The sequence below is a fragment of the Streptomyces sp. AC627_RSS907 genome (genome assembly GCF_019049165.1).
Genome location: NZ_JAGMUE010000101.1, coordinates 1 through 20,785 on the forward strand (window position 1 = coordinate 1; position 20,785 = coordinate 20,785).

Below are 20,785 nucleotides of genomic sequence, written 5' to 3' on the forward strand. Positions count from 1 at the left end.
GAAGAACCGCCTGGCCACCTCGGTCGGCGACTTCGACGGCACCGGTTTCGACACCCTCGCCCACCTCACCCACACGGAGGCCACCCGCCCATGCCCCCGCCCGTCGTGACCCCCGCGCCCGCCCCGCTGACCGGTCTGCGTGTCCTGGACCTCGCCACCCTCTTCGCGGGCCCCCTCGCCGCCACCATGCTCGGCGACTTCGGCGCCGACGTCGTCAAGGTCGAGCACCCCACCCGCCCCGACCCCTCCCGAGGCCACGGCCCCTCCAAGGACGGCGTCGGCCTGTGGTGGAAACTGCTGGGCCGCAACAAGCGCACGATCACCCTGGACCTGTCGAAACCCGCCGGCCGCACCACCCTGCTCCGGCTCGCCGCGACCGCCGACGTCGTCGTCGAGAACTTCCGCCCGGGCACGCTGGAGAAGTGGGACCTGGGCTGGGACGAGCTGTCCGCCGTCAACCCCCGCCTGGTCCTCACCCGGGTCACCGGCTTCGGCCAGTCCGGTCCGTACGCGCGCCGGCCCGGCTTCGGCACGCTCGCCGAGGCCATGAGCGGCTTCGCCGCGCTCACGGGCGAGCCGGACGGGCCCCCGACCCTGCCGCCGTTCGGGCTCGCCGACTCGATCGCCGCCCTGGCGACGGCGTACGCCGTGATGACGGCCCTCGCCGCCCGGGACCGCACCGGCGAGGGCCAGGTCGTCGACATGGCGATCATCGAGCCGATCCTGACCGTGCTGGGCCCGCACCCGACCTGGTACGACCAACTCGGCCACGTCCAGCCGCGCACCGGCAACCGCTCCCAGAACAACGCCCCGCGCAACACCTACCGCACCGCCGACGGCACCTGGGTCGCCGTCTCCACCTCGGCCCAGTCGGTCGCCGAGCGGGTGATGCGCCTGGTGGGCCGCCCGGAACTGATCGACGAGCCCTGGTTCGCCACGGGCGCCGGCCGGGCCCGGCACTGCGACGTGCTGGACGCGGCGGTCGGCGACTGGATCGCCCGGCACACCCGCGCCGAGGTACTCGCCGCCTTCGAGAAGGCTGAGGCGGCCGTCGCCCCGGTCCAGGACGTACGGGACGTGATGACCGACCCGCAGTACCGGGCCCTCGACACGGTCACCACCGTCGAGGATCCCGAACTGGGCCCGCTGCGCATGCAGAACGTCCTCTTCCGGCTCTCCGCCACGCCCGGCGCGATCCGCTGGGCGGGCCGCCCGCACGGCGCGGACACCGAGGAGGTGCTGACCGAGCTGGGCCTCAGCCCGGCGGACGTCAAGGGGCTGCGCGAGGCGGGCGTCGTATGACGGCACCCCCGCCCCCACTGACCTGGCTCTACGCCCCGGGGGACCGGCCCCGGGTGGTCGCCAAGGCACTGGCCGCCGGGGCCGACGTCGTCGTGATCGACCTGGAGGACGCGGTCGCCCCGGACCGCAAGGCCTACGCCCGCGAAGCCACGGCCGAGCTGCTGACCGAGCCGCAGCCGGTACCGGTCCACGTCCGCGTCAACGCCCTGGACGGCCCGCTCGCGGCGGCGGACCTGGCGGCGCTGGCCGCTCTGCCGGGACTGTCCGGTCTGCGGCTGCCCAAGGTGACGACGCCCGAGCAGATCGCCGGCGTCGCGGAGGCCACCGGAGGGCCACCGCTGTACGCGCTCCTGGAGACCGCCCTGGGTGTGGAGCGCGCCTACTCGATCGCCGCCGCGCACCCGGCGCTGCGCGGCATCGCCCTCGGCGAGGCCGACCTCCGTGCCGACCTGGGCGTACACGGCGACACGGGCCTGGACTGGTCGCGCTCGCGCGTGATCGTGGCCGCGCGGGCGGCGGGGCTGGCGCCACCGGCGCAGACGGTGCACCCGGACATCCGGGACCTGGAGGGACTGGCGGCGTCCTGCGCCCACGGCCGCGCCCTGGGCTTCCTCGGCCGGGCCGCGATCCACCCCCGCCAGCTGGCGATCATCGAGCGGGCGTACCTGCCCACCGAGCGGGAGCTGGAGGAGGCGGAGACGATCGTCAAGGCGGCCACCGCGCAACCGGGTGCCCAGGCACTGCCCGACGGCCGGTTCATCGACGCCGCGGTGGTGGCGACGGCCCGGCGCACCCTGTCGCTGGCCCGGCGGCCCGCCCTGCCCTGACACACGTCGAGGGCGCCCGGAGTGGCTCCGGGCGCCCTCGGCGACGTACGGCGGGCCGTCAGCCCTTCCGGGCCGAGTCGGCGCCGTCCTTCAGGTCCCTCACGCCGTCCGCGGGGTCGGCCGCGGCGGCCTCGGACTCTCCGGAGCCCCCGGGGGCAGCGGGGTCCCCCTCCTTCTCGGAGTCCTCGGCGACCTTGGAATCCTTGGGCTCCTTGGGCTCCTCGGCATCCGAGGAGTTCGCGGGGGCGGCGTCCGCGTCCTTCTCCGCCCCGTCCGCCCCGTCCGCGCCGGCACCGTCGGCGGCTTCCGCGCCCGGCTCGACCACGGTCTCCCGGCCCGGCCGCATCCGCGCCGAGAGCACCATGTAGACCACGGCGAGCAGGAACACGAGGAGCGCGGTCCAGTTGTTCAGCCGGAGGCCCAGGATGTGGTGGGCGTCGTCGACGCGCAGGTACTCGGTCCAGAAGCGGCCCGCGCAGTACGCCGCGACGTACAGGGCGAACGCCCGCCCGTGGCCCAGCTTGAAGCGGCGGTCGGCCCAGATGACGAGCAGGGCGACGCCGATGCACCACAGCGACTCGTACAGGAACGCCGGGTGGTAGGTGCCCGGCACCCGTCCGCCGTCCGAGGAGGTGATCTCCACGGCCCAGGGCAGGTCGGTGGGCTTGCCGTACAGCTCCTGGTTGAACCAGTTGCCCCAGCGGCCGATGGCCTGGGCGAAGGCGATGCCGGGGGCGACGGCGTCGGCGTACGCGGGCATCGGGACGCCCCGGCGCCGGGCGCCGATCCAGGCGCCCAGTGCGCCGAAGGCGATCGCGCCCCAGATGCCGAGGCCGCCCTCCCAGATCTTGAAGGCGTCGACCCAGTCACGGCCGTCGCTGAAGTACAGCTGGTAGTCCGTGATCACGTGGTAGAGCCGGCCGCCGATCAGACCGAACGGAACGGCCCAGACCGCGATGTCGGCCACCGTGCCGGCCCGCCCGCCTCGGGCGATCCAGCGCTTGTTGCCGAGCCAGACGGCAACGAAGACGCCGATGATGATGCAGAACGCGTAGCCGCGCAGCGGGATGGGACCGAGGTTCAGCACCCCGCGCGACGGGCTGGGAATGAAGGCAAGTTCCATGGCAGGGTCGACGCTACCGTGTCGGACGGGACCCGCGGCGGGCAGCCCGGCTACGGGTCCGTAACGGGCGGGCGGGGAGTGCCCCGCTCGCACCCCGCTGTCCTACTTGTTGGCGTCCTCCACCATCCGCTTGAACTTGGCCGGGGTCATGGAGCTGTCCTTGTAGATGTTCTTGCCGTCCAGCAGCACGGTCGGCGTGCCGGTGAAGCCGCCGTCGAAGAACGCCTTGTTGGACTTCTCCACCCAGCTGTTGTGCTTTCCGTTCTTCACGCACTCCTGGAACAGGGTCGTGTCCAGGCCGTCGACCTTGCGCGCCAGGTCGAGGAGCTTGTTCTCGTCGGCGTAGGCGTCGTCGGTCTCCGGCGGCTGGTTGTCGTACAGCACGTCGTGGTAGGCCGGGAACTTCCCGGCGTCCTGGGCGCAGGCGGCGGCGTTGGCCGACTTGCGGGAGCCGGTGCCGCCCATGTTGCCGTCGATGATCGTCGCCAGGTGGTACTCGACCTTGAGCTGTCCGGCGCCGGTGAGCTCGTGGATCGTGTCCCGGTACGCCAGCTCGAAGGCCTTGCAGGCCGGGCAGCGGAAGTCCTCCCAGATGGTGAGCGTCGACTTGGCGCCCTCCTCGCCGACGGGGATCGCGAGGCTGTCCTTGCCCTTGGCGCCCGAGGGCGCCACGATCGGGCCGGCCGACTCGCTGCCGTCGTCCTTGCCCGCGTTGGCGGCGACCACGCCGATCACCGCCGCGAGCCCCAGGACGCAGACCACGCCGGCGCCGACGATCAGCGCCCGCCGGCGCTTGTCCCTGGACTTCTGCTTCTCGCGCTGGACCGCCAGCTTCTCGCGGGCGGCGCGCTTTCCCTCTCGGTTCTTCTCGCTCACACCCCGCAGAACGAACCTGGGAGGCGCACCGCGCCTCCCCGGTCCCAGGACCACTCGTACGAGGGATCCGTATGACTTACCCGCTGTTACGCCCGGCCTACGCCTGTCCGCGCACGCCCCTGGCCAGGTCGGCGGCGAGCGCGCGGACGGCCTCCAGGCCGGCCGCGTCGTCGGGGGCGTCCAGCATGCGCTTGACGAACGCCGAGCCGACGATCACGCCGTCGGCGAAGCCGGCCACCTCGGCGGCCTGCGCGGCGTTGGAGACGCCGAGGCCGACGCAGACCGGGGTGTCGGTGGTGGCGCGGGTGCGCCGCACCAGGTCCTCGGCCTGCGCGCCGACCGACTCGCGGGTGCCGGTGACGCCCATGAGGGAGGCGGCGTAGACGAAGCCGCTGCCGGCCGCGGTGATCTCGGCGAGCCGCGCGTCCTTGCTGCTGGGCGCGACCACGAAGACGGTGGCGAGCCCGTGCTTGTCGGCGTGCTCCCGCCACAGCGCCGACTCCTGCACCGGCAGGTCGGGCAGGATGCACCCGGCGCCGCCCGCCTCGGCCAGTTCGGCGGTGAACCGCTCCACGCCGTAGCGGTCGATGGGGTTCCAGTACGTCATGACGAGGATCGGCTTGCCGGTGGCCGCGTGCGCCTCGCGGACGGTGCGCATCACGTCGGCGATCCGCACGCCGCCGCGCAGGGCGATGTCGTCGGCGGTCTGGATCACCGGGCCGTCCAGGACGGGGTCGCTGTGCGGCAGGCCCACCTCGACGACGTCGGCGCCGCCGTCGAGCGCGGCCTTGACCGCGTCGATGCCGCCGTCCACGGTCGGGAACCCGGCCGGGAGGTAGGCGATGAGGGCGGCTCGGCCCTCGGCCTTCGCGCCGGCGAGGGTGTCGTTCAGCAGCTGCACGTTCCCGCTCACTTGGCGTCCCCCTCGATCTCGGCGGTGGTGCCGGCCTCGTCGGCGGCGACCTCGGCGTCGGTGTCGTACAGCCCGAAGTAGCGGGCGGCGGTGTCCATGTCCTTGTCGCCGCGGCCGGACAGGTTGACCACGATCAGCCCGTCCTCGCCCAGCTCCCTGCCGACCTCCAGGGCGCCGGCCAGGGCGTGGGCGCTCTCGATGGCCGGGATGATGCCCTCGGTGCGCGACAGCAGGCGCAGCGCCTGCATGGCGGCGTCGTCGGTGACCGCGCGGTACTCTCCGCGGCCGGAGTCCTTGAGGTAGGAGTGCTCGGGTCCGATGCCCGGGTAGTCCAGACCGGCCGAGATGGAGTAGGGCTCGGTGATCTGGCCCTCGTCGTCCTGGAGGACGTAGGACCGGGAGCCGTGCAGGATGCCGGGCTCGCCCGCGGTCAGGGTGGCCGCGTGCTCGCCGGTCTCGATGCCGTGCCCGGCGGGCTCGCAGCCGATGAGGCGGACGGAGGTGTCCGGGATGAAGGCGTGGAAGAGGCCGATGGCGTTGGAGCCGCCGCCGACGCAGGCGATCGCGGCGTCGGGGAGGCGCCCGGCCTGCTCCAGGAGCTGGCGGCGGGCCTCGACGCCGATGACGCGGTGGAAGTCGCGGACCATCGCCGGGAAGGGGTGGGGCCCGGCGACGGTGCCGAACAGGTAGTGGGTGCGGTCGACGTTGGCGACCCAGTCGCGGAAGGCCTCGTTGATGGCGTCCTTCAGCGTGCGGCTGCCGGACTTCACGGCGATGACCTCGGCGCCGAGCATGCGCATGCGGGCCACGTTGAGGGCCTGGCGCTGCGTGTCGATCTCACCCATGTAGATGGTGCAGTCGAGGCCGAACAGCGCGCAGGCGGTGGCCGTCGCGACGCCGTGCTGGCCGGCGCCGGTCTCCGCGATCACGCGGGTCTTGCCCATGCGCTTGGTGAGCAGGGCCTGGCCGAGCACGTTGTTGATCTTGTGGGAGCCGGTGTGGTTCAGGTCCTCGCGCTTGAGGAAGACCCGGGCGCCGCCCGCTTCCGCGGCGAAACGAGGGACCTCGGTGAGCGCCGACGGGCGTCCCGTGTAGTGGACGAGCAGGTCGTCGAGCTCCCGGGCGAACTCGGGGTCGGCCTTGGCCTTGTCGTACTCGACGGCCACCTCGTCGACCGCCGCGACGAGGGCCTCGGGGATGAACTTGCCGCCGAACGCGCCGAAGTAGCCGTCGGCGCTGGGGACCTGGCCCCCCGGGTCGGGGATGAAGAAGTTGCTGGGCATGCGTGAACCTCACGGTGAGTGTCTGGTGTGGGCACGTTCGCCGTGGGGGCGGGTGTGGTGTGTCGGCTGCGGGCCGGTCGTGGCCGGTCGCGCAGTCCCCGCGCCCCTAGGCCGGCCGCTGCCATCGCATGCCGTTGACCTGACCCGGCTCATCACCGATCACATACCGCACCCGACGGCCGTGGACCCGGCGTGCGGGAGCGCGGCAGCCGCGTGGGCGGCAGCCGCGGGCCAGGCGCGCATAGGGGTCCCTGGTGGCCGGGGTGAGCAGTGAGGACATCGGGGCCAGCCTACCGGGGTCAGCCCCGCCCGTGCCGCAGTGCCGGGTGTTCGCCGGCCGCCACCAGGTCGGAGACGGCGGTCCGGGGGTCGCGGCCGGTGACCAGGGACTCCCCGACCAGGACGGCGTCGGCGCCCTCGTTGGCGTAGGCGATGAGGTCGTGCGGGCCGCGGACGCCGGACTCGGCGACCTTGACGATGCCGGCCGGGATCTCCGGGGCGACCCGCTCGAACGTGCCGCGGTCGACCTCGAGCGTCTTCAGGTTGCGCGCGTTGACGCCGATGATCCTGGCACCGGCGTCCACGGCCCGCTCGACCTCGTCCTCGTCGTGCACCTCGACGAGCGGGGTGAGGCCGATGGACTCGGCACGCTCGATCAGCGACTCCAGCGCCGGCTGTTCGAGGGCCGCGACGATCAGCAGCGCGAGGTCGGCGCCGTGCGCGCGGGCCTCCCACAGCTGGTAGGAGGTGACGATGAAGTCCTTGCGCAGGACGGGGATGTCCACGCGCGCGCGGACCGAGTCCAGGTCGGCCAGCGAGCCGCCGAAGCGGCGCTGCTCGGTGAGGACGGAGATGACGGCGGCGCCGCCCGCCTCGTAGTCCGCGGCGAGTCCGGCCGGGTCGGCGATGGCGGCCAGCGCGCCCTTGGACGGGCTGGAGCGCTTGACCTCGCAGATCACCTTGACGCCGTCGCCGCGCAGCGCGGACACGCCGTCCTTGGCGGGGCGGGCCTTGGCCGCGCGCTCCTTGAGCTCGTCGAGGCTGACGCGCGCCTGCCGTTCCGCGAGGTCGGCACGGACTCCGTCGATGATCTCGTCGAGCACACTCACGCGAGCGGCCCCCTTTCAGACGGCTGAACCTGTGGTCTCTGTGATGGTATCCGGAGCGGGGCACGGGCCCCGCATCCGGCTGATGCCGGTCCCATTACCTGGACATTCGCCGGGTGATCAAGGCCGGAGCCAGCCTCCGAACGGCAGGTTCCGGACAACCGTGAAGACCAGCAGCAACGTCCCCAGGGCCCACAGGTGGACCGGGCCGGGGTCGATCCGCAACGGCCGGCCGCGCACCGCGCGGATCACCCAGAAGGTCCACAGCACGGCGAAGCCCAGACAGCCGAGGACGGCCGGCGCGTTGGCGTGCAGCGCCGTCAGCACGTCCCCGTGGACGACCGCGTGGGCGCTGCGCAGGCCGCCGCAACCGGGACAGTAGAGGCCGGTGAGGCGCAGCAGGGGGCAGACGGGGTAGTGACCGGGCTCGTTGGGGTCCACGCTCCCGACGTATGCGAAGGCGCCGACGACGGCCGCGAGGACCCCGGCGGGGACGGCCAGCCGCACGGCGACGGCCGGGACGCCGGACGAGGGGGCGGGTGCGGGGGTGAGTGCGGTCGTGCTCGGCTTCGGGTTCGGGCTCTCGGCGTCCACGCCCCGCATTCTGCCCCGCACCGTCCGTACCCGCACGCGAGGGGCGCACCCGGCACTCAGGTGCCGGGTGCGCCCCTCGGGAAGCAGCGTGTGATCGCCGTACGGCGTCAGCCCTTGGCGCCGGCCGCGGCGCGCTCGTCGGTCACCTGGTGCACGGGGTGGTTCTGCTTCGGCTGGCCGAGGCCCATCGAGCGCATGACGGCGCCCACGAGGCCGCCGAGGAGCACGACCCCCATGCCGGCCCAGAAGCCCACCGGCTTGGCCGCCACCATGAACATGCCCGCGATGCAGAAACCGATGAAGGCGATGATGACACCGGTCCAGGCGGCCGGGGTGTGACCGTGGCTGCTGCCCGCCATTGCTTGCTCCTCGTTGCTGTGTGCCGTGTCTGAGCAGGACGCTCGTACCCATTGTCCCGCACGGGCGCGCGCGTCATCAGCGGGGGTGCTCCACACGCGCGCGTGCCGGTCGCCGGGCGTCCGAAGCGCCCGTGTCGTGCGCCCGGGTGCCCGTACGCGCGCAGGCGCACCCGGCGCGGTGGGGCGGCCCGTCGCCGTCGCGGGGGCCCCGCACGCGTGGGTGACGACCTGGGCTCCGGCCTGACCACCCGCCGAGGTGCTGCGGGGCGGTGCGGTTCAGGCTCCGGTCGGGTCCTCGCCGCGGTCGAGGGCCTTCCACAGGTCCTCGGGCCGGTCGGGGTCGGTGGTCTGCGGCCTGCGGCGCGGGCGCGGGGTGCCGTCCCGCTCGTAGCGGCCCGACATCGCGGGCCACAGACGGCCGTAGCGCAGGGCGAGCAGCCCGGCCAGCAGCAGCAGGGCGCCGCCCACGGCCGCGACGTACGGCCAGGCGGTGTGGGAGAGGGCGTCCACGGTGGCCGAGGTGTCACCGGCGGCCTTGGCGGCCTGGTCGTCCAGCGCGGAGCTGTCGGAGGCGCCGACCAGGGCCGCGGCGATGGTGCCCGCGCCGCTCAGCGCGAGCAGCGCGGCGACGGCGAACCGGCCCGCGCGGCGGACCGCGAAGACGGCGACGAGCGCGGCGAGGCCCACTATGGCGAGCGCCGCGGGCACGCCCGTGACGTCGCTGCCCTTGGCGGTCAGCGGGAACGCGCCGCCGGCCACCGTCGCGGTGCCGTGGGACCACTCCTGCCGGGTGGCGAGCAGGGCGACGGCCGCGCCGAGCGCCCCGCACAGCAGGGCGGCGGCGAGGCTCCGGCGGCCGGCCCGGGCGGGTCCTGCGGCTGGGGTACGGGGGTGAGGAACAGCTGTCACGTACTCCACTATCGCCCGAGCCCCGGGCGATTCGTCACCCGGGGTTCGGAATCCGCAGCGTGAGAATGGCCCTATCGCCCCAGCCGGTTGGCCGCGTGCACCGCCCGCAGCACCGCCGCGGCCTTGTTGCGGCACTCGGTGTCCTCGGCGACCGGGTCGGAGTCGGCGACGACGCCCGCTCCGGCCTGCACGTATGCGGTGCCGTCGCGCAGCAGTGCCGTGCGGATGGCGATGGCGGTGTCGGAGTCGCCCGCGAAGTCGAGGTAGCCGACGCATCCGCCGTACAGGCCGCGCCGGGACGGTTCGAGTTCGTCGATGATCTGCAGGGCGCGCGGCTTGGGCGCTCCGGAGAGGGTGCCGGCCGGGAAGCAGGCGGTGAGCACGTCGAAGGCGGTGCGGCCCGGGGCCACCCGGCCGGTGACCGTCGAGACGATGTGCATGACGTGCGAGTACCGCTCGACGGACATGAAGTCGACGACCTCGACCGAGCCGGGTTCGCAGACGCGTCCGAGGTCGTTGCGTCCGAGGTCGACGAGCATCAGGTGCTCGGCGCGCTCCTTGGGGTCGGCGAGCAGTTCCTCGGCGAGGGCCTGGTCCTCCTGCGGGGTGGCGCCGCGGGGCCGGGTGCCGGCGATGGGGTGCACCATGGCGTGCCCGTCCTCGACCTTGACCAGTGCCTCGGGGGACGACCCGACGACGTCGAAGCCGTCGAGGCGGAGCAGGTACATGTACGGGGAGGGGTTGGTGGCCCGCAGCACCCGGTACACGTCCAGGGCGCTCGCCGTGCACGGCGTCTCGAACCGCTGGGAGGGGACGACCTGGAAGGCCTCGCCCGCGCGGATGCGCTCCTTGATGTCCCCGACGGCGTCCTGGAAGTCGGGGCCGCCCCACAGCGCGGTGTACTCGGGCAGTTCGGACGGCGGCAGCGCGGCCGGCGGCTGGGCCACGGCGCGCGTGAGGTCGGCCTCCATGGCGTCCAGGCGGGCGACCGCGTCGGCGTAGGCCTCGTCGACGCCGGTCTCCAGGTCGTTGTGGTTGATCGCGTTGGCGATCAGCAGGACGGAGCCCTCCCAGTGGTCCATGACGGCGAGGTCGCTGGTGAGCAGCATGGTCAGCTCGGGGAGCCCCAGGTCGTCGCGCTCCCCCGGGCCCACCTTCTCCAGGCGGCGCACGATGTCGTAGCCGAGGTAGCCGACCATGCCGCCGGTGAAGGGCGGCAGGCCCAGGTCGTGGGCGAGGTCGCGGGGGGTGTGCAGGGCCTCCACGGTGGCGCGCAGGGCGGCGAGCGGGTCGCCGCCGGTGGGGACGCCGACGGGCGGGGTGCCCTGCCAGTGGGCCTGTCCGTCGCGCTCGGTGAGGGTGGCGGCGCTGCGGACGCCGACGAAGGAGTACCGGGACCAGGAGCGTCCGTTCTCGGCGGATTCCAGGAGGAAGGTGCCGGGGCGCTCGGCGGCGAGCTTGCGGTAGAGCGCGACCGGAGTGTCGCCGTCGGCGAGGAGCTTGCGGCTGACCGGGACGACCCGGCGGTCGGCGGCCAGCTTGCGGAAGGTGTCGAGGTCCATGACGTCCATGGCGGCAGACCCTACTGATCCACGGCGGGCGCGGCGGCATCCGAGCCGTCCACGGCGTCCGTGAGGAGCACGTCGGCGTCGAAGCAGGTGCGGGCACCGGTGTGGCAGGCGGCGCCGACCTGGTCGACCTTGACCAGCACGGTGTCGGCGTCGCAGTCCAGGGCGACGGACTTCACCCACTGGAAGTGTCCGGAGGTGTCCCCCTTGACCCAGTACTCCTGACGGCTGCGCGACCAGTAGGTGCAGCGGCCCGTGGTCAGCGTGCGGTGCAGTGCCTCGTCGTCCATCCAGCCGAGCATCAGCACCTCCCCGGTGTCGTACTGCTGGGCGATGGCGGGCAGGAGGCCGTCTGCGCTGCGCTTGAGGCGTGCGGCGATCTCCGGGGCGAGCGGGCGGGGGCGTCCGGAGGAGCCGTCGGCGGGGGAGGTGCTGGTCATGTGCCCATTGTGCCGCGCGGGACGGACACGCCCCGGCGCTGTCCATTGGGCGGACCCGGCCGACCGCCGTAGGCTGACTCCATGTCGACTTTCGCCAAGCGTGAACGACTTCTGCTCGCCGATCTGTTGGAGACGGCCGGTCCGGACGCCCCCACTCTGTGCGAGGGCTGGCAGACCCGTGACCTCGCCGCGCACGTGGTGGTGCGCGAGCGACGGCCGGACGCGGCCGGGGGCACCCTGATCAAGCAGCTGGCGTCCCGGCTGGACCGGGTGATGGAGGAGTACGTCGCGAAGCCGTACGAGGAGCTGATCCAGCTCGTCCGCACCGGTCCGCCGCGGTTCTCGCCGTTCTCGTTCAAGCAGGTCGACGAGGCGGCGAACACGGTGGAGTTCTACGTCCACGCCGAGGACGTGCGCCGTGCCCAGCCGGACTGGTCGCCGCGCGAGCTGGACCCGGTCTTCCAGGACGCCCTGTGGTCCCGGCTGGAGCGCGCCGCCCGACTGATGGGCCGCGGCGTCCCGACGGGCCTGGTGCTGCGCCGCCCGAACGGCCAGACGGTGGTCGCTCACCGCGGTACGCCGGTGGTGACGGCGACGGGCGAGCCGTCCGAGCTGCTGCTGTTCGCGTTCGGGCGGCAGAGCGCCGCGAGGGTGGAGCTGGAGGGCGAGCGGGACGCGATCGCCCGGCTGAGCGAGACCAAGCGGCTCGGGATCTGAGCCCGGGGGCGCTAGCTGTTCTGTCCCGGGAGTTCGGCCCGCCGTACGCCCGGCGCGCACAGGGCGACGACCCCGCCGAGCGCGCAGACCGCGGCGCTGACGGCGAAGACCGGCCCGGTGCCCCGGACACCGATGGCGGCGGCGGACAGCGGCATGCTCAGCGGTGCGACTCCCAGGCTGACGATCCCGGCGACCGCGGTGACGCGCCCCAGGTGGGCGGGGTCGGACTGGGTCTGCAGCAGCGCCCCGCACAGGGCGCCGCTGAGCCCCGTGAGCAGTCCGACGACCACCGCGACGCCGACGGCCACGGGGAGGCCCGGCGCGTGCGCCAGGACGCCGATCGCGGCCGCGCCGGGGATGATGGCGCCGGCGGCGACGCGCCCGGCGTGCGGCAGGCGCCCCCGTACGGTCAGCAGCAGGGCGGCGGCCCCGGCGCCCGTGCCGAAGCCCGCGAGCACCCAGCCCATCCCGGAGGCGCCCCGGCCGCGTTCGTCGGCGAGCAGGGTCAGGCCCACGTTGAGGGGGCCGACGAAGCCGAGGTCGCCGAGGGCGATGGTCACCATCAGCGGGCCGAGGACGGGGTGCCGGCGGATGTGGCGGAGCCCGGCCACCAGGTCCCGCCACGCGGTGGTGTCGCGCGCGGCGGTCGCGTCGTCGGGGGGCAGTTCGCGGATCCGTACGGAGATCAGCAGCGGCACCGACACCGCGATCAGCAGCCCCGCGCACGCGAAGGCCGCCGCCGCACCGCCGACCGCCACACCGAGGCCCCCGAGCGGCGCTCCCACGACAGCGGCGACGCGGACGACGAGGGTCGCGTACGCGTCCCGCGGCCGTCACTGACGGGCGGCGCCTCGCACTAGCGGACGGGGTGTCCCGCCCCCCTCAGCGTCTCCTTCACCTCGCCGATCCGCAGGTCGCCGAAGTGGAAGACGGACGCCGCGAGCACCGCGTCCGCGCCCGCCGCGACGGCGGGGGCGAAGTCGGCGAGGCGGCCCGCGCCGCCGGAGGCGATCACCGGGACGGTCACGTGCTTGCGGACCGCCGCGATCATCTCCAGGTCGTAGCCGTCCTTCGTCCCGTCCGCGTCCATCGAGTTCAGCAGGATCTCCCCGGCCCCCAGTTCGGCGGCCCGGTGCGCCCACTCCACGGCGTCGATGCCGGTGCCGCGCCGGCCACCGTGGGTGGTCACCTCGAAGGTGCCCGCGCCGGTGCGGCGCGCGTCCACCGACAGGACGAGGACCTGGCGGCCGAAGCGCTCGGCGATCTCGCGGATCAGGTCGGGGCGCGCGATGGCGGCCGTGTTCACGCCCACCTTGTCGGCGCCGGCCCGCAGCAGCTTGTCCACGTCCTCGGCGGTGCGCACCCCGCCGCCGACGGTCAGCGGGATGAACACCTGCTCGGCGGTGCGGCGCACCACGTCGTACGTCGTCTCGCGGTTGCCCGACGAGGCGGTGATGTCCAGGAACGTCAGCTCGTCGGCGCCCTCGGTGTCGTACACCTTGGCCATCTCGACGGGGTCACCCGCGTCACGCAGGTTCTGGAAGTTGACGCCCTTGACGACCCGGCCGTTGTCCACGTCCAGGCAGGGGATGACTCGGACCGCCAGGGTCATGAATCCACGGCTCCTCTATACGCTTCCACTTCGACTGTCACCAGGACCCGCGAGTCGATGAACCCCTCCACGACCAGCAGGGTCGTGACCGGGCGCACGGAGTCGAACAGCTCCTTGTGGGCCCGGCCCGCCGCGTCCACGTCGCGTGAGTGGGCCAGGTACACGCGGGTGCGGATCACGGACTCGACGGCGAGCCCGAACTCGCCGATCGCCTCGACCGCGGTGGCGAAGGCCACCTTGGTCTGTTCGTACGGGTCGCCGTCGCCGTACAGCACGTCACCCTTGAACGCGGTCGTACCCGCCACGATGACGCGGTCGCCCGCCGCCACGGCCCGTGCGAAACCGAAGGACTCTTCCCAGGGACTTCCACTGTGCACGCGCCGTACGGCTTCGGACGTCATGTCGACACAGCCTCCAAGGCCTCTTCCAGCGTGAACGCCTTCGCGTACAGGGCCTTCCCTACGATGGCCCCCTCGACACCGGCCGGGACGAGGCCGGCGATCGCGCGCAGGTCGTCCAGGGACGACACGCCGCCGGAGGCCACGACCGGGCGGTCGGTCGCCGCGCAGACGTTCTTCAGGAGCTCCAGGTTGGGACCCTGGAGGGTGCCGTCCTTGGCGATGTCCGTGACGACGTAGCGCGCGCAGCCCTCCTTGTCGAGGCGGGCCAGCGTCTCGTAGAGGTCGCCGCCGTCCCGGGTCCAGCCCCGGCCCCGCAGGGTGGTGCCCCGCACGTCCAGGCCCACCGCGATCTTGTCGCCGTGCTCGGCGATGACCTTGGCGACCCACTCGGGGGTCTCCAGCGCTGCCGTACCGAGGTTGACGCGCGTGCAGCCGGTGGCGAGCGCGGCGGCGAGGGTGTCGTCGTCGCGGATGCCGCCGGACAGCTCGACCTTGATGTCCATGGCCTTCGCGACCTGGGCGATCAGCTCGCGGTTGTCCCCGGTGCCGAACGCGGCGTCCAGGTCGACCAGGTGCAGCCACTCGGCGCCGGAGCGCTGCCAGGCGAGGGCGGCCTCCAGCGGGGAGCCGTAGGAGGTCTCGGTGCCGGACTCGCCGTGCACGAGACGGACGGCCTGGCCGTCGCGGACGTCGACGGCGGGGAGGAGTTCGAGCTTGCTCATCTCTACAGGGTCTCGATCCAGTTGGTGAGGAGCTGGGCTCCGGCGTCGCCGGACTTCTCGGGGTGGAACTGGGTGGCCCACAGGGCGCCGTTCTCCACGGCGGCCACGAAGGGCTTGCCGTGCGTGGACCAGGTGACCTTGGGCGCGTCGATCAGCGGGTTGTGCGCCTCCAGGGTCCAGTCGTGGACGGCGTAGGAGTGCACGAAGTAGAAGCGGGCGTCCGCGTCCAGGCCGGCGAAGAGCTGGGAGCCGGCCGGTGCCTCGACCGTGTTCCAGCCCATGTGGGGCACGACGTCGGCCTGGAGCGGTCCGACCGTGCCGGGCCACTCGTCCAGCCCCTCGGCCTCGACGCCGTGCTCGATGCCGCGCGCGAAGAGGATCTGCATGCCGACGCAGATGCCCATCACCGGGCGCCCGCCGGACAGCCGGCGGTCCACGACCCAGTCGCCGCGGGCGGCCCTCAGGCCGTCCATGCAGGCGGCGAAGGCTCCGACGCCCGGGACCAGCAGCCCGTCGGCGTTCATGGCCGCGTCGAAGTCACGGGTGATCTCGACGTCCGCTCCCGCGCGGGCGAGGGCACGCTCGGCGGAGCGGACGTTGCCGAAGCCGTAGTCGAAGACGACGACCTTCTTCGGGGTGCGCGCCGTGGCGCTCAATTCCAGACCTCCAGCCTCAGGACGCCGGCGAAGAGACACATCGCGGCGCCGATGGAGAGCAGCACGATGAGGCCCTTGGGCATCTGCTGCTTGGCGAAGGAGATGACGCCGCCGATGAAGAACAGGCCGACGACGATCAGTGCGGTGGACGAACCGTTCATGGCTTACAGCGCGCCCTTCGTGGAAGGCAGGATGCCGGCCGCGCGCGGGTCGCGCTCGGACGCGTAGCGCAGGGCCCGCGCCAGCGCCTTGAACTGGCACTCCACGATGTGGTGCGCGTTGCGCCCGTACGGCACGTGCACGTGCAGGGCGATCTGCGCCTGGGCGACGAAGGACTCCAGGATGTGCCGGGTCATCGTGGTGTCGTACTCGCCGATCATCGGCGCCATCTTCTCGGGCTCGGTGTGCACGAGGTAGGGGCGGCCGGACAGGTCGACGGTGACCTGGGCGAGCGACTCGTCCAGCGGGACCGTGCAGTTGCCGAAGCGGTAGATGCCCACCTTGTCGCCGAGGGCCTGCCTGAAGGCGGCACCCAGCGCGAGGGCGGTGTCCTCGATGGTGTGGTGGGAGTCGATGTGCAGGTCGCCGTCGGTCTTCACGGTCAGGTCGAACAGACCGTGCCGGCCGAGCTGGTCGAGCATGTGGTCGTAGAAACCGACGCCGGTGGCGATGTCGGTCCTGCCGGTGCCGTCGAGGTCGATCTCGACGAGAACCGAGGTCTCCTTGGTGGTGCGCTCGATTCTTCCGAGGCGTCCCTCGCGAGTCATCCGCTCTGCTCCTGTTCCTTCTTCAGATCGCGCACCGCATCGAGGAACGCGTCGTTCTCCGCCGGGGTGCCGGCAGTCACCCTCAGCCATCCCGGTACGCCGTTGTCCCGGACCAGGACGCCCCGGTCGAGGATCTTCCGCCAGGTGGCGTGCGCGTCGGCGAACCGCCCGAACTGGACGAAGTTCGCGTCGGACTCGGTCACCTCGTAGCCGAGGGCGCGCAGTTCGGCGACCAGCCGGTCCCGCTCGGCCTTCAGCTGCTCGACGTACTTCAGCAGCGTGCCGGTGTGCTCCAGGGCGGCCAGCGCGGTCGCCTGGGTGATGGCCGACAGGTGGTACGGCAGCCGTACGAGCTGGACGGCGTCGACGACGGCCGGGTGCGCGGCGAGGTAGCCCAGGCGCAGGCCCGCCGCGCCGAACGCCTTCGACATCGTGCGGGAGACGACGAGGTTCGGCCGGCCGTCCAGCAGCGGCAGCAGCGAGGCGCCGTGGCTGAACTCGATGTACGCCTCGTCCACGACGACCATCGACGGCCTGGCGGCCTGTGCGGCCTCGTAGAGGGCGAGGACCGTCTCGGCCGGGACCGCGTTGCCCGTGGGGTTGTTGGGGGTGGTGATGAAGACGACGTCCGGGCGGTGCTCGGCGACGGCCCGCTCGGCGGCGGGCACGTCGATGGTGAAGTCGTCGTGGCGCGGGCCGGAGATCCAGCCCGTGCCCGTGCCGCGGGCGATGAGGCCGTGCATCGAGTACGACGGCTCGAATCCGATCGCGGTGCGGCCCGGTCCGCCGAAGGCCTGCAGCAGCTGCTGGATGACCTCGTTGGAACCGTTGGCCGCCCAGACGCCCCGCGCGTCCACGGCGTACCCGGAGGTCTCCGTCAGGTACTCGGCGAGTTTCGTGCGCAGTTCGACCGCGTCCCGGTCGGGGTAGCGGTTGAGGTCGCGGGCGGCCTCGCGGACCCGCTCGGTGATCCGCTCGACCAGCGCCTCGGGCAGCGGGTAGGGGTTCTCGTTGGTGTTCAGCCGTACCGGCACGTCCAGTTGGGGCGCGCCGTAGGGGGACTTGCCGCGCAGCTCGTCCCGTACGGGGAGATCGTCGATCGAGAAGTTCACTTGCCCTCCGGCACCTTCCACCCGAACCTCGCCTTGATCGCCGCACCGTGCGCGGGCAGGTCCTCCGCCTCCGCCAGCGTCACCACGTGGTGCGCGACCTCGGCCAGCGCGTCCCGCGTGTAGTCGACGATGTGGATGCCGCGCAGGAAGGACTGCACGGACAGGCCCGAGGAGTGGCAGGCGCAGCCGCCGGTGGGCAGGACGTGGTTGGACCCGGCCGCGTAGTCACCGAGGGACACGGGCGCCCAGGGGCCGACGAAGATCGCGCCGGCGTTCCTGACCCGGTCGGCGACGGCGGCGGCGTCGGCGGTCTGGATCTCCAGGTGCTCGGCACCGTAGGCGTCGACAACGCGCAGGCCCTCGTCCAGGCCGTCGACCAGCACGATCGCGGACTGGCGGCCGGCGAGCGCCGGACGGATGCGGTCCTCGACGTGCTTGGTGGCCTCGACCTGGGGCGTCAGCTCCTCCTCGACCGCGTCCGCGAGCTCCACGGAGTCGGTGACCAGGACGGCCGCCGCCAGCGGGTCGTGCTCGGCCTGACTGATCAGGTCGGAGGCGACGTGCACCGGATCGGCGCCGGAGTCGGCCAGGATCGCGATCTCGGTCGGTCCGGCCTCGGCGTCGATGCCGATCTTCCCGGTGAAGTAGCGCTTGGCAGCGGCGACCCAGATGTTGCCCGGACCGGTGACCATGTCGGCGGGCGGGCAGGACTCCGTGCCGTACGCGAACATCGCGACGGCGGTGGCGCCACCGGCCGCGTACACCTCGTCGACGCCGAGCAGGGCGCAGGCGGCGAGGATCGTCGGGTGCGGCAGGCCACCGAACTCGGCCTGCGCCGGGGAGGCGAGCGCGATCGACTCGACCCCGGCCTCCTGGGCGGGCACCACGTTCATGATCACGGACGACGGGTAGACCGACCGCCCGCCGGGCGCGTACAGGCCGACCCGGTCGACCGGCACCCACTTCTCCGTGACGGTGCCGCCGGGCACGACCTGCGTGGTGTGCGTGCTGCGGCGCTGCTCCCGGTGGACGAGGCGGGCGCGGCGGACGGACTCCTCCAGCGCCGCCCGCACGGCGGGGTCGAGCTCCTCCAGCGCGCGCGTGAGCGCGGCGGCCGGGACCCGCACCTGGTCGAGCCGGACGCCGTCGAAGCGCTCGGCGAAGTCGATCAGCGCCGCGTCGCCACGATGATGCACGGCCTCGCAGATCGGACGCACCTTCTCCAGGGCGGCCGAGACGTCGAAGTCGGCTCGGGGCAGCAGCTCGCGCAGGGCGGGACCCTCGGGGAGGGCGTCGCCGCGCAGATCGATTCGGGAGATCACGGAACCAATTCTCTCAGACCCGCGTCGAGGACGGTCCGCGCGTATCAATGGCTGATACAGCCCGCGACGGGTCGTCACGGTCGGCGGCGGAATCCGAGGATCCCGCTCACTTTGAGTGTTCGACACGTCACCCAGTGGGCATGAACGGTTGTACGAGGAGTGACGACCCACGAGTCAGTGGGGAGGGGGTGAAGTCCCGTGCCCGAAGGGGTCCGTCAGCGTGACGGAGAGCTGCCGGACGACCTGACCACCGCCGAGGCCGGCATGTGGCAGGCCTTCCGCAACGGCAGCGTGTACGACCTGAGCAGTGGGGACGCACTTGTCGACGACCCGCACGGCGGGCACCCGTGGGGGCCCGAGCGGACGGTGCGGGCCCGCATCGTGTGCTGGCTGCTTCTCGACGGTCCGCCGGCGCTCGCGGGGCGCGTGTCCTCGCTGCAGCTCGTGGGCGTCCGGATCGACGACACCATGGACCTCGCGGGCGGCACGGTGGTGCCGTACGTCGAGCTGCGGGGCTGCCGCTTCGAGCGGGAGGTGCTGCTGCCGGAGACCCGTTTCACGACCGTGCGCCTGGTCGACTGCTCGGTGCCGCGGCTGGAGGCGGCCCGGTTGCAGACCGAGGGCGACCTGCATCTGCCGCGCTGCCGGTTCCGGGGCGGGATCCGGCTCACCGACGCGCAGATAGGCACCGACCTGCTGCTCAACCAGGCGATCGTGCACCGCGACCGCAGCGGCCGGTCCATCGCCGCGGACGGCCTGACCGTCGGGCAGGACCTCCAGGCCGAGATGCTCGAGTCGTACGGCGAGGTGAGCCTGCGCAGTGCCCAGGTCGGCGTGTCGCTGAGCCTGCGCGGCGCCCAGCTGCTCAACCCGTACACCCGGTACGCGCTGAACGCGCCGCGGCTGGCGGTGGAGCGCACCCTGTACCTGACGCCGGCGGGCCTGGGCAGCCCGCTGCTGAGGGGCACCACGCCGGCACAGGGGACGCGGATCCAGCGGTTCGAGTGCGAGGGCGGGGTGCGGCTGGACGACGGGCGGTTCGGCGACGCGGTCGACTTCGAGCACGCGCGGTTCACCTTCACCGACGAGCAGGAGCTGTCGCTGCGCCGGGTGCAGACGCCCGAGCTGCGGTTCCTGGGCGAGCGGCCGGCACGCGGCCGGGTGGTGCTCTCGGGGGCGCGGGTCGTCAACCTGATGGACCGGGCGGACAGCTGGCCGGGCCCGGGCCGGCTGCACATGGACGGCTTCGCCTACGAGAACCTCGTGCCGCGGGGGCCGTTCCCGCTGGAGAAGCGGCTGCGATGGGTGGGCGCCGCGACCGCCGAGTACAACCCGGAGCCGTACGAGCGCCTCGCTGCCGTGCTGCGGGCCGGCGGCGAGGACGAGGACGCGCGCGAGGTGCTGCTCGCCAAGCACCGCCGGCGCCGCGAGAGCCTGCCGATCGCCGCGAAGCTGGTGGGGTACGCGCAGGACTGGACGGTCGCCTACGGCTACCGGCCGGGGCGGGCCGCGGTGTGGATGGCGGTGCTGTGGGCAGCGGGCTCGCTCGCCTTCGCGCGCGCCGACCCGCCGCCGCTGAAGAGCGGCGAGCACCCGGACTGGAACCCCGCCCTCTTCGCCCTCGACCTGCTGCTGCCGGTCATCGACCTGGGCCAGGTCGGCTTCTGGCACCTGCGCGACGCCTGGCAGTGGCTGGCGACGGCGCTGGTCCTGCTGGGCTGGGTCCTGGCGACGACGGTGGCGGCGGGGGCGACACGGCTGCTGCGGCGCAACTGACCCCTGGGGGAGGCCCGGCGCCCGTGCTCACGTCCGACGACGGCCCGAGCCCGCGCCCGGCGACGCCCGGCGACGACCGGGCCCGCACATGTCGACGCCCGCACCACGCACGGCAACGACCGCACCCGCACACGTCGACGCCACGGACCCGCACACGTCGACACCACGGCCCGCACACGTTCGACGCCACGGACCCGCGCCCGGTGACGGCTCGCCCCGCCAACCGCCAACCGCCAACCGCCCACCGCCCACCGCCCACCGGGCCACCGGGCCACCGGGCCACCGGGCCCACCCAGCCACGGGGACCACTCCGCCCACCGGAACCACCTCACCCCGGCGCCGACAGCCACCACCGGTGGGAAGTCCCCACCAAGAGCCCACCCGCCCGAGCCCCGAAGTC

The 20,785-nt window shown here is 73.2% G+C and carries 23 protein-coding genes and 1 pseudogene; 4 read left to right on the top strand and 20 right to left on the bottom strand.

What is annotated here, in order from left to right:
• Nucleotides 1–90 precede the first annotated feature (90 nt).
• Both KUM32_RS22495 and KUM32_RS22500 read left to right on the top strand, forming a co-directional pair.
• Nucleotides 91–1,302 carry a CaiB/BaiF CoA-transferase family protein gene (locus tag KUM32_RS22495; protein WP_217143746.1) on the top strand — a complete coding sequence of 404 codons (1,212 nt, stop codon included), beginning with the start codon at nt 91–93 and terminating at the stop codon, nt 1,300–1,302.
• Nucleotides 1,299–2,129, top strand: a complete 831-nt coding sequence (locus tag KUM32_RS22500) for a CoA ester lyase (protein WP_217143747.1) — start codon at nt 1,299–1,301, stop codon at nt 2,127–2,129. Before KUM32_RS22495 ends, KUM32_RS22500 begins: the two co-directional genes overlap by 4 nt.
• 58 nt (nt 2,130–2,187) lie before the next feature.
• Here KUM32_RS22500 and lgt read toward each other — a convergent pair whose 3' ends face one another.
• From lgt to hisI, 11 genes are all read right to left on the bottom strand, one after another.
• Complete coding sequence (gene lgt, locus KUM32_RS22505) at nt 2,188–3,252, bottom strand: prolipoprotein diacylglyceryl transferase (RefSeq protein WP_217143748.1); 1,065 nt, start codon at nt 3,250–3,252, stop codon at nt 2,188–2,190.
• A gap of 102 nt (nt 3,253–3,354) precedes the next feature.
• On the bottom strand, nt 3,355–4,128 hold the full coding sequence (locus KUM32_RS22510; RefSeq protein WP_217143749.1) for a thioredoxin domain-containing protein: 774 nt from the start codon (nt 4,126–4,128) through the stop codon (nt 3,355–3,357).
• Between the two features lie 97 nt (nt 4,129–4,225).
• A complete protein-coding gene (gene trpA, locus KUM32_RS22515; protein WP_217143750.1) occupies nt 4,226–5,041 on the bottom strand; it encodes a tryptophan synthase subunit alpha in 816 nt (271 codons plus the stop codon).
• Nucleotides 5,038–6,324 (bottom strand): tryptophan synthase subunit beta, encoded by a 1,287-nt coding sequence (gene trpB, locus KUM32_RS22520; RefSeq protein ID WP_217143751.1) that lies wholly within the window; start codon nt 6,322–6,324, stop codon nt 5,038–5,040. The genes trpA and trpB overlap by 4 nt, the downstream gene beginning before the upstream one ends.
• Nucleotides 6,325–6,430: 106 nt before the next feature.
• On the bottom strand, nt 6,431–6,604 hold the full coding sequence (trpM, locus tag KUM32_RS45355; RefSeq protein WP_374227540.1) for a tryptophan biosynthesis modulator TrpM: 174 nt from the start codon (nt 6,602–6,604) through the stop codon (nt 6,431–6,433).
• A 19-nt stretch (nt 6,605–6,623) separates the two neighbouring features.
• On the bottom strand, nt 6,624–7,433 hold the full coding sequence (trpC, locus tag KUM32_RS22525; protein WP_217143752.1) for an indole-3-glycerol phosphate synthase TrpC: 810 nt from the start codon (nt 7,431–7,433) through the stop codon (nt 6,624–6,626).
• A 117-nt stretch (nt 7,434–7,550) separates the two neighbouring features.
• On the bottom strand, nt 7,551–8,033 hold the full coding sequence (locus KUM32_RS22530) for a DUF2752 domain-containing protein (protein ID WP_217143753.1): 483 nt from the start codon (nt 8,031–8,033) through the stop codon (nt 7,551–7,553).
• A 98-nt stretch (nt 8,034–8,131) separates the two neighbouring features.
• A complete protein-coding gene (locus KUM32_RS22535; protein ID WP_217143754.1) occupies nt 8,132–8,383 on the bottom strand; it encodes an HGxxPAAW family protein in 252 nt (83 codons plus the stop codon).
• A gap of 276 nt (nt 8,384–8,659) precedes the next feature.
• Nucleotides 8,660–9,301 carry a TIGR02234 family membrane protein gene (locus KUM32_RS22540; RefSeq protein ID WP_217143755.1) on the bottom strand — a complete coding sequence of 214 codons (642 nt, stop codon included), beginning with the start codon at nt 9,299–9,301 and terminating at the stop codon, nt 8,660–8,662.
• Nucleotides 9,302–9,363: 62 nt separating this feature from the next.
• On the bottom strand, nt 9,364–10,854 hold the full coding sequence (locus tag KUM32_RS22545; RefSeq protein WP_217143766.1) for an anthranilate synthase component I: 1,491 nt from the start codon (nt 10,852–10,854) through the stop codon (nt 9,364–9,366).
• A 20-nt stretch (nt 10,855–10,874) separates the two neighbouring features.
• On the bottom strand, nt 10,875–11,300 hold the full coding sequence (gene hisI, locus KUM32_RS22550; RefSeq protein ID WP_217143756.1) for a phosphoribosyl-AMP cyclohydrolase: 426 nt from the start codon (nt 11,298–11,300) through the stop codon (nt 10,875–10,877).
• An 81-nt stretch (nt 11,301–11,381) separates the two neighbouring features.
• Between hisI and KUM32_RS22555 the strand changes: the two genes are divergently transcribed.
• Nucleotides 11,382–12,017, top strand: coding sequence for a TIGR03085 family metal-binding protein (locus KUM32_RS22555; RefSeq protein ID WP_217143757.1), 636 nt, complete (start codon nt 11,382–11,384; stop codon nt 12,015–12,017).
• A gap of 11 nt (nt 12,018–12,028) precedes the next feature.
• On the opposite strand, the pseudogene KUM32_RS22560 reads toward KUM32_RS22555, so the two are convergent.
• The 9 genes and pseudogenes from KUM32_RS22560 to hisD all read right to left on the bottom strand — a co-directional run.
• A pseudogene (locus KUM32_RS22560) lies at nt 12,029–12,826 on the bottom strand (MFS transporter); the annotation flags it as partial.
• A gap of 47 nt (nt 12,827–12,873) precedes the next feature.
• Nucleotides 12,874–13,629, bottom strand: a complete 756-nt coding sequence (gene hisF, locus KUM32_RS22565) for an imidazole glycerol phosphate synthase subunit HisF (RefSeq protein WP_217143758.1) — start codon at nt 13,627–13,629, stop codon at nt 12,874–12,876.
• Complete coding sequence (locus KUM32_RS22570) at nt 13,626–14,030, bottom strand: RidA family protein (protein ID WP_217143759.1); 405 nt, start codon at nt 14,028–14,030, stop codon at nt 13,626–13,628. Before KUM32_RS22570 ends, hisF begins: the two co-directional genes overlap by 4 nt.
• The gene (priA, locus tag KUM32_RS22575; protein ID WP_217143760.1) at nt 14,027–14,752 is read right to left on the bottom strand and encodes a bifunctional 1-(5-phosphoribosyl)-5-((5-phosphoribosylamino)methylideneamino)imidazole-4-carboxamide isomerase/phosphoribosylanthranilate isomerase PriA; all 726 of its coding nucleotides are present in this window, start codon (nt 14,750–14,752) and stop codon (nt 14,027–14,029) included. Before priA ends, KUM32_RS22570 begins: the two co-directional genes overlap by 4 nt.
• Before the next feature lie 2 nt (nt 14,753–14,754).
• Nucleotides 14,755–15,414, bottom strand: a complete 660-nt coding sequence (gene hisH / locus KUM32_RS22580) for an imidazole glycerol phosphate synthase subunit HisH (protein ID WP_217143767.1) — start codon at nt 15,412–15,414, stop codon at nt 14,755–14,757.
• A complete protein-coding gene (locus KUM32_RS22585) occupies nt 15,405–15,569 on the bottom strand; it encodes a hypothetical protein (RefSeq protein WP_217143761.1) in 165 nt (54 codons plus the stop codon). The genes hisH and KUM32_RS22585 overlap by 10 nt, the downstream gene beginning before the upstream one ends.
• Before the next feature lie 3 nt (nt 15,570–15,572).
• Entirely contained in the window at nt 15,573–16,175 is a 603-nt protein-coding gene (hisB, locus tag KUM32_RS22590; protein ID WP_217143762.1) for an imidazoleglycerol-phosphate dehydratase HisB, read from the bottom strand.
• Nucleotides 16,172–17,287 carry a histidinol-phosphate transaminase gene (locus KUM32_RS22595; protein ID WP_217143763.1) on the bottom strand — a complete coding sequence of 372 codons (1,116 nt, stop codon included), beginning with the start codon at nt 17,285–17,287 and terminating at the stop codon, nt 16,172–16,174. Before KUM32_RS22595 ends, hisB begins: the two co-directional genes overlap by 4 nt.
• Nucleotides 17,284–18,609 carry a histidinol dehydrogenase gene (gene hisD / locus KUM32_RS22600; protein ID WP_217143764.1) on the bottom strand — a complete coding sequence of 442 codons (1,326 nt, stop codon included), beginning with the start codon at nt 18,607–18,609 and terminating at the stop codon, nt 17,284–17,286. The genes KUM32_RS22595 and hisD overlap by 4 nt, the downstream gene beginning before the upstream one ends.
• 198 nt (nt 18,610–18,807) lie before the next feature.
• On the opposite strand from hisD, the gene KUM32_RS22605 reads away from it, so the two are divergent.
• Nucleotides 18,808–20,385 carry an oxidoreductase gene (locus KUM32_RS22605; RefSeq protein WP_217143765.1) on the top strand — a complete coding sequence of 526 codons (1,578 nt, stop codon included), beginning with the start codon at nt 18,808–18,810 and terminating at the stop codon, nt 20,383–20,385.
• Nucleotides 20,386–20,785 lie beyond the last annotated feature (400 nt).

What these genes read in the sequence shown, in the direction of transcription:
- KUM32_RS22495 (WP_217143746.1), top strand. Translation starts at nt 91, where the DNA reads ATGCCCCCGCCCGTCGTGACCCCCGCGCCCGCCCCGCTGACCGGTCTG.
- KUM32_RS22500 (WP_217143747.1), top strand. Translation starts at nt 1,299, where the DNA reads ATGACGGCACCCCCGCCCCCACTGACCTGGCTCTACGCCCCGGGGGAC.
- lgt (WP_217143748.1), bottom strand. Translation starts at nt 3,252, where the DNA reads ATGGAACTTGCCTTCATTCCCAGCCCGTCGCGCGGGGTGCTGAACCTC.
- trpB (WP_217143751.1), bottom strand. Translation starts at nt 6,324, where the DNA reads ATGCCCAGCAACTTCTTCATCCCCGACCCGGGGGGCCAGGTCCCCAGC.
- trpM (WP_374227540.1), bottom strand. Translation starts at nt 6,604, where the DNA reads ATGTCCTCACTGCTCACCCCGGCCACCAGGGACCCCTATGCGCGCCTG.
- KUM32_RS22530 (WP_217143753.1), bottom strand. Translation starts at nt 8,033, where the DNA reads ATGCGGGGCGTGGACGCCGAGAGCCCGAACCCGAAGCCGAGCACGACC.
- KUM32_RS22535 (WP_217143754.1), bottom strand. Translation starts at nt 8,383, where the DNA reads ATGGCGGGCAGCAGCCACGGTCACACCCCGGCCGCCTGGACCGGTGTC.
- KUM32_RS22545 (WP_217143766.1), bottom strand. Translation starts at nt 10,854, where the DNA reads ATGGACCTCGACACCTTCCGCAAGCTGGCCGCCGACCGCCGGGTCGTC.
- hisI (WP_217143756.1), bottom strand. Translation starts at nt 11,300, where the DNA reads ATGACCAGCACCTCCCCCGCCGACGGCTCCTCCGGACGCCCCCGCCCG.
- KUM32_RS22555 (WP_217143757.1), top strand. Translation starts at nt 11,382, where the DNA reads ATGTCGACTTTCGCCAAGCGTGAACGACTTCTGCTCGCCGATCTGTTG.
- hisF (WP_217143758.1), bottom strand. Translation starts at nt 13,629, where the DNA reads ATGACCCTGGCGGTCCGAGTCATCCCCTGCCTGGACGTGGACAACGGC.
- KUM32_RS22570 (WP_217143759.1), bottom strand. Translation starts at nt 14,030, where the DNA reads ATGACGTCCGAAGCCGTACGGCGCGTGCACAGTGGAAGTCCCTGGGAA.
- priA (WP_217143760.1), bottom strand. Translation starts at nt 14,752, where the DNA reads ATGAGCAAGCTCGAACTCCTCCCCGCCGTCGACGTCCGCGACGGCCAG.
- KUM32_RS22585 (WP_217143761.1), bottom strand. Translation starts at nt 15,569, where the DNA reads ATGAACGGTTCGTCCACCGCACTGATCGTCGTCGGCCTGTTCTTCATC.
- hisB (WP_217143762.1), bottom strand. Translation starts at nt 16,175, where the DNA reads ATGACTCGCGAGGGACGCCTCGGAAGAATCGAGCGCACCACCAAGGAG.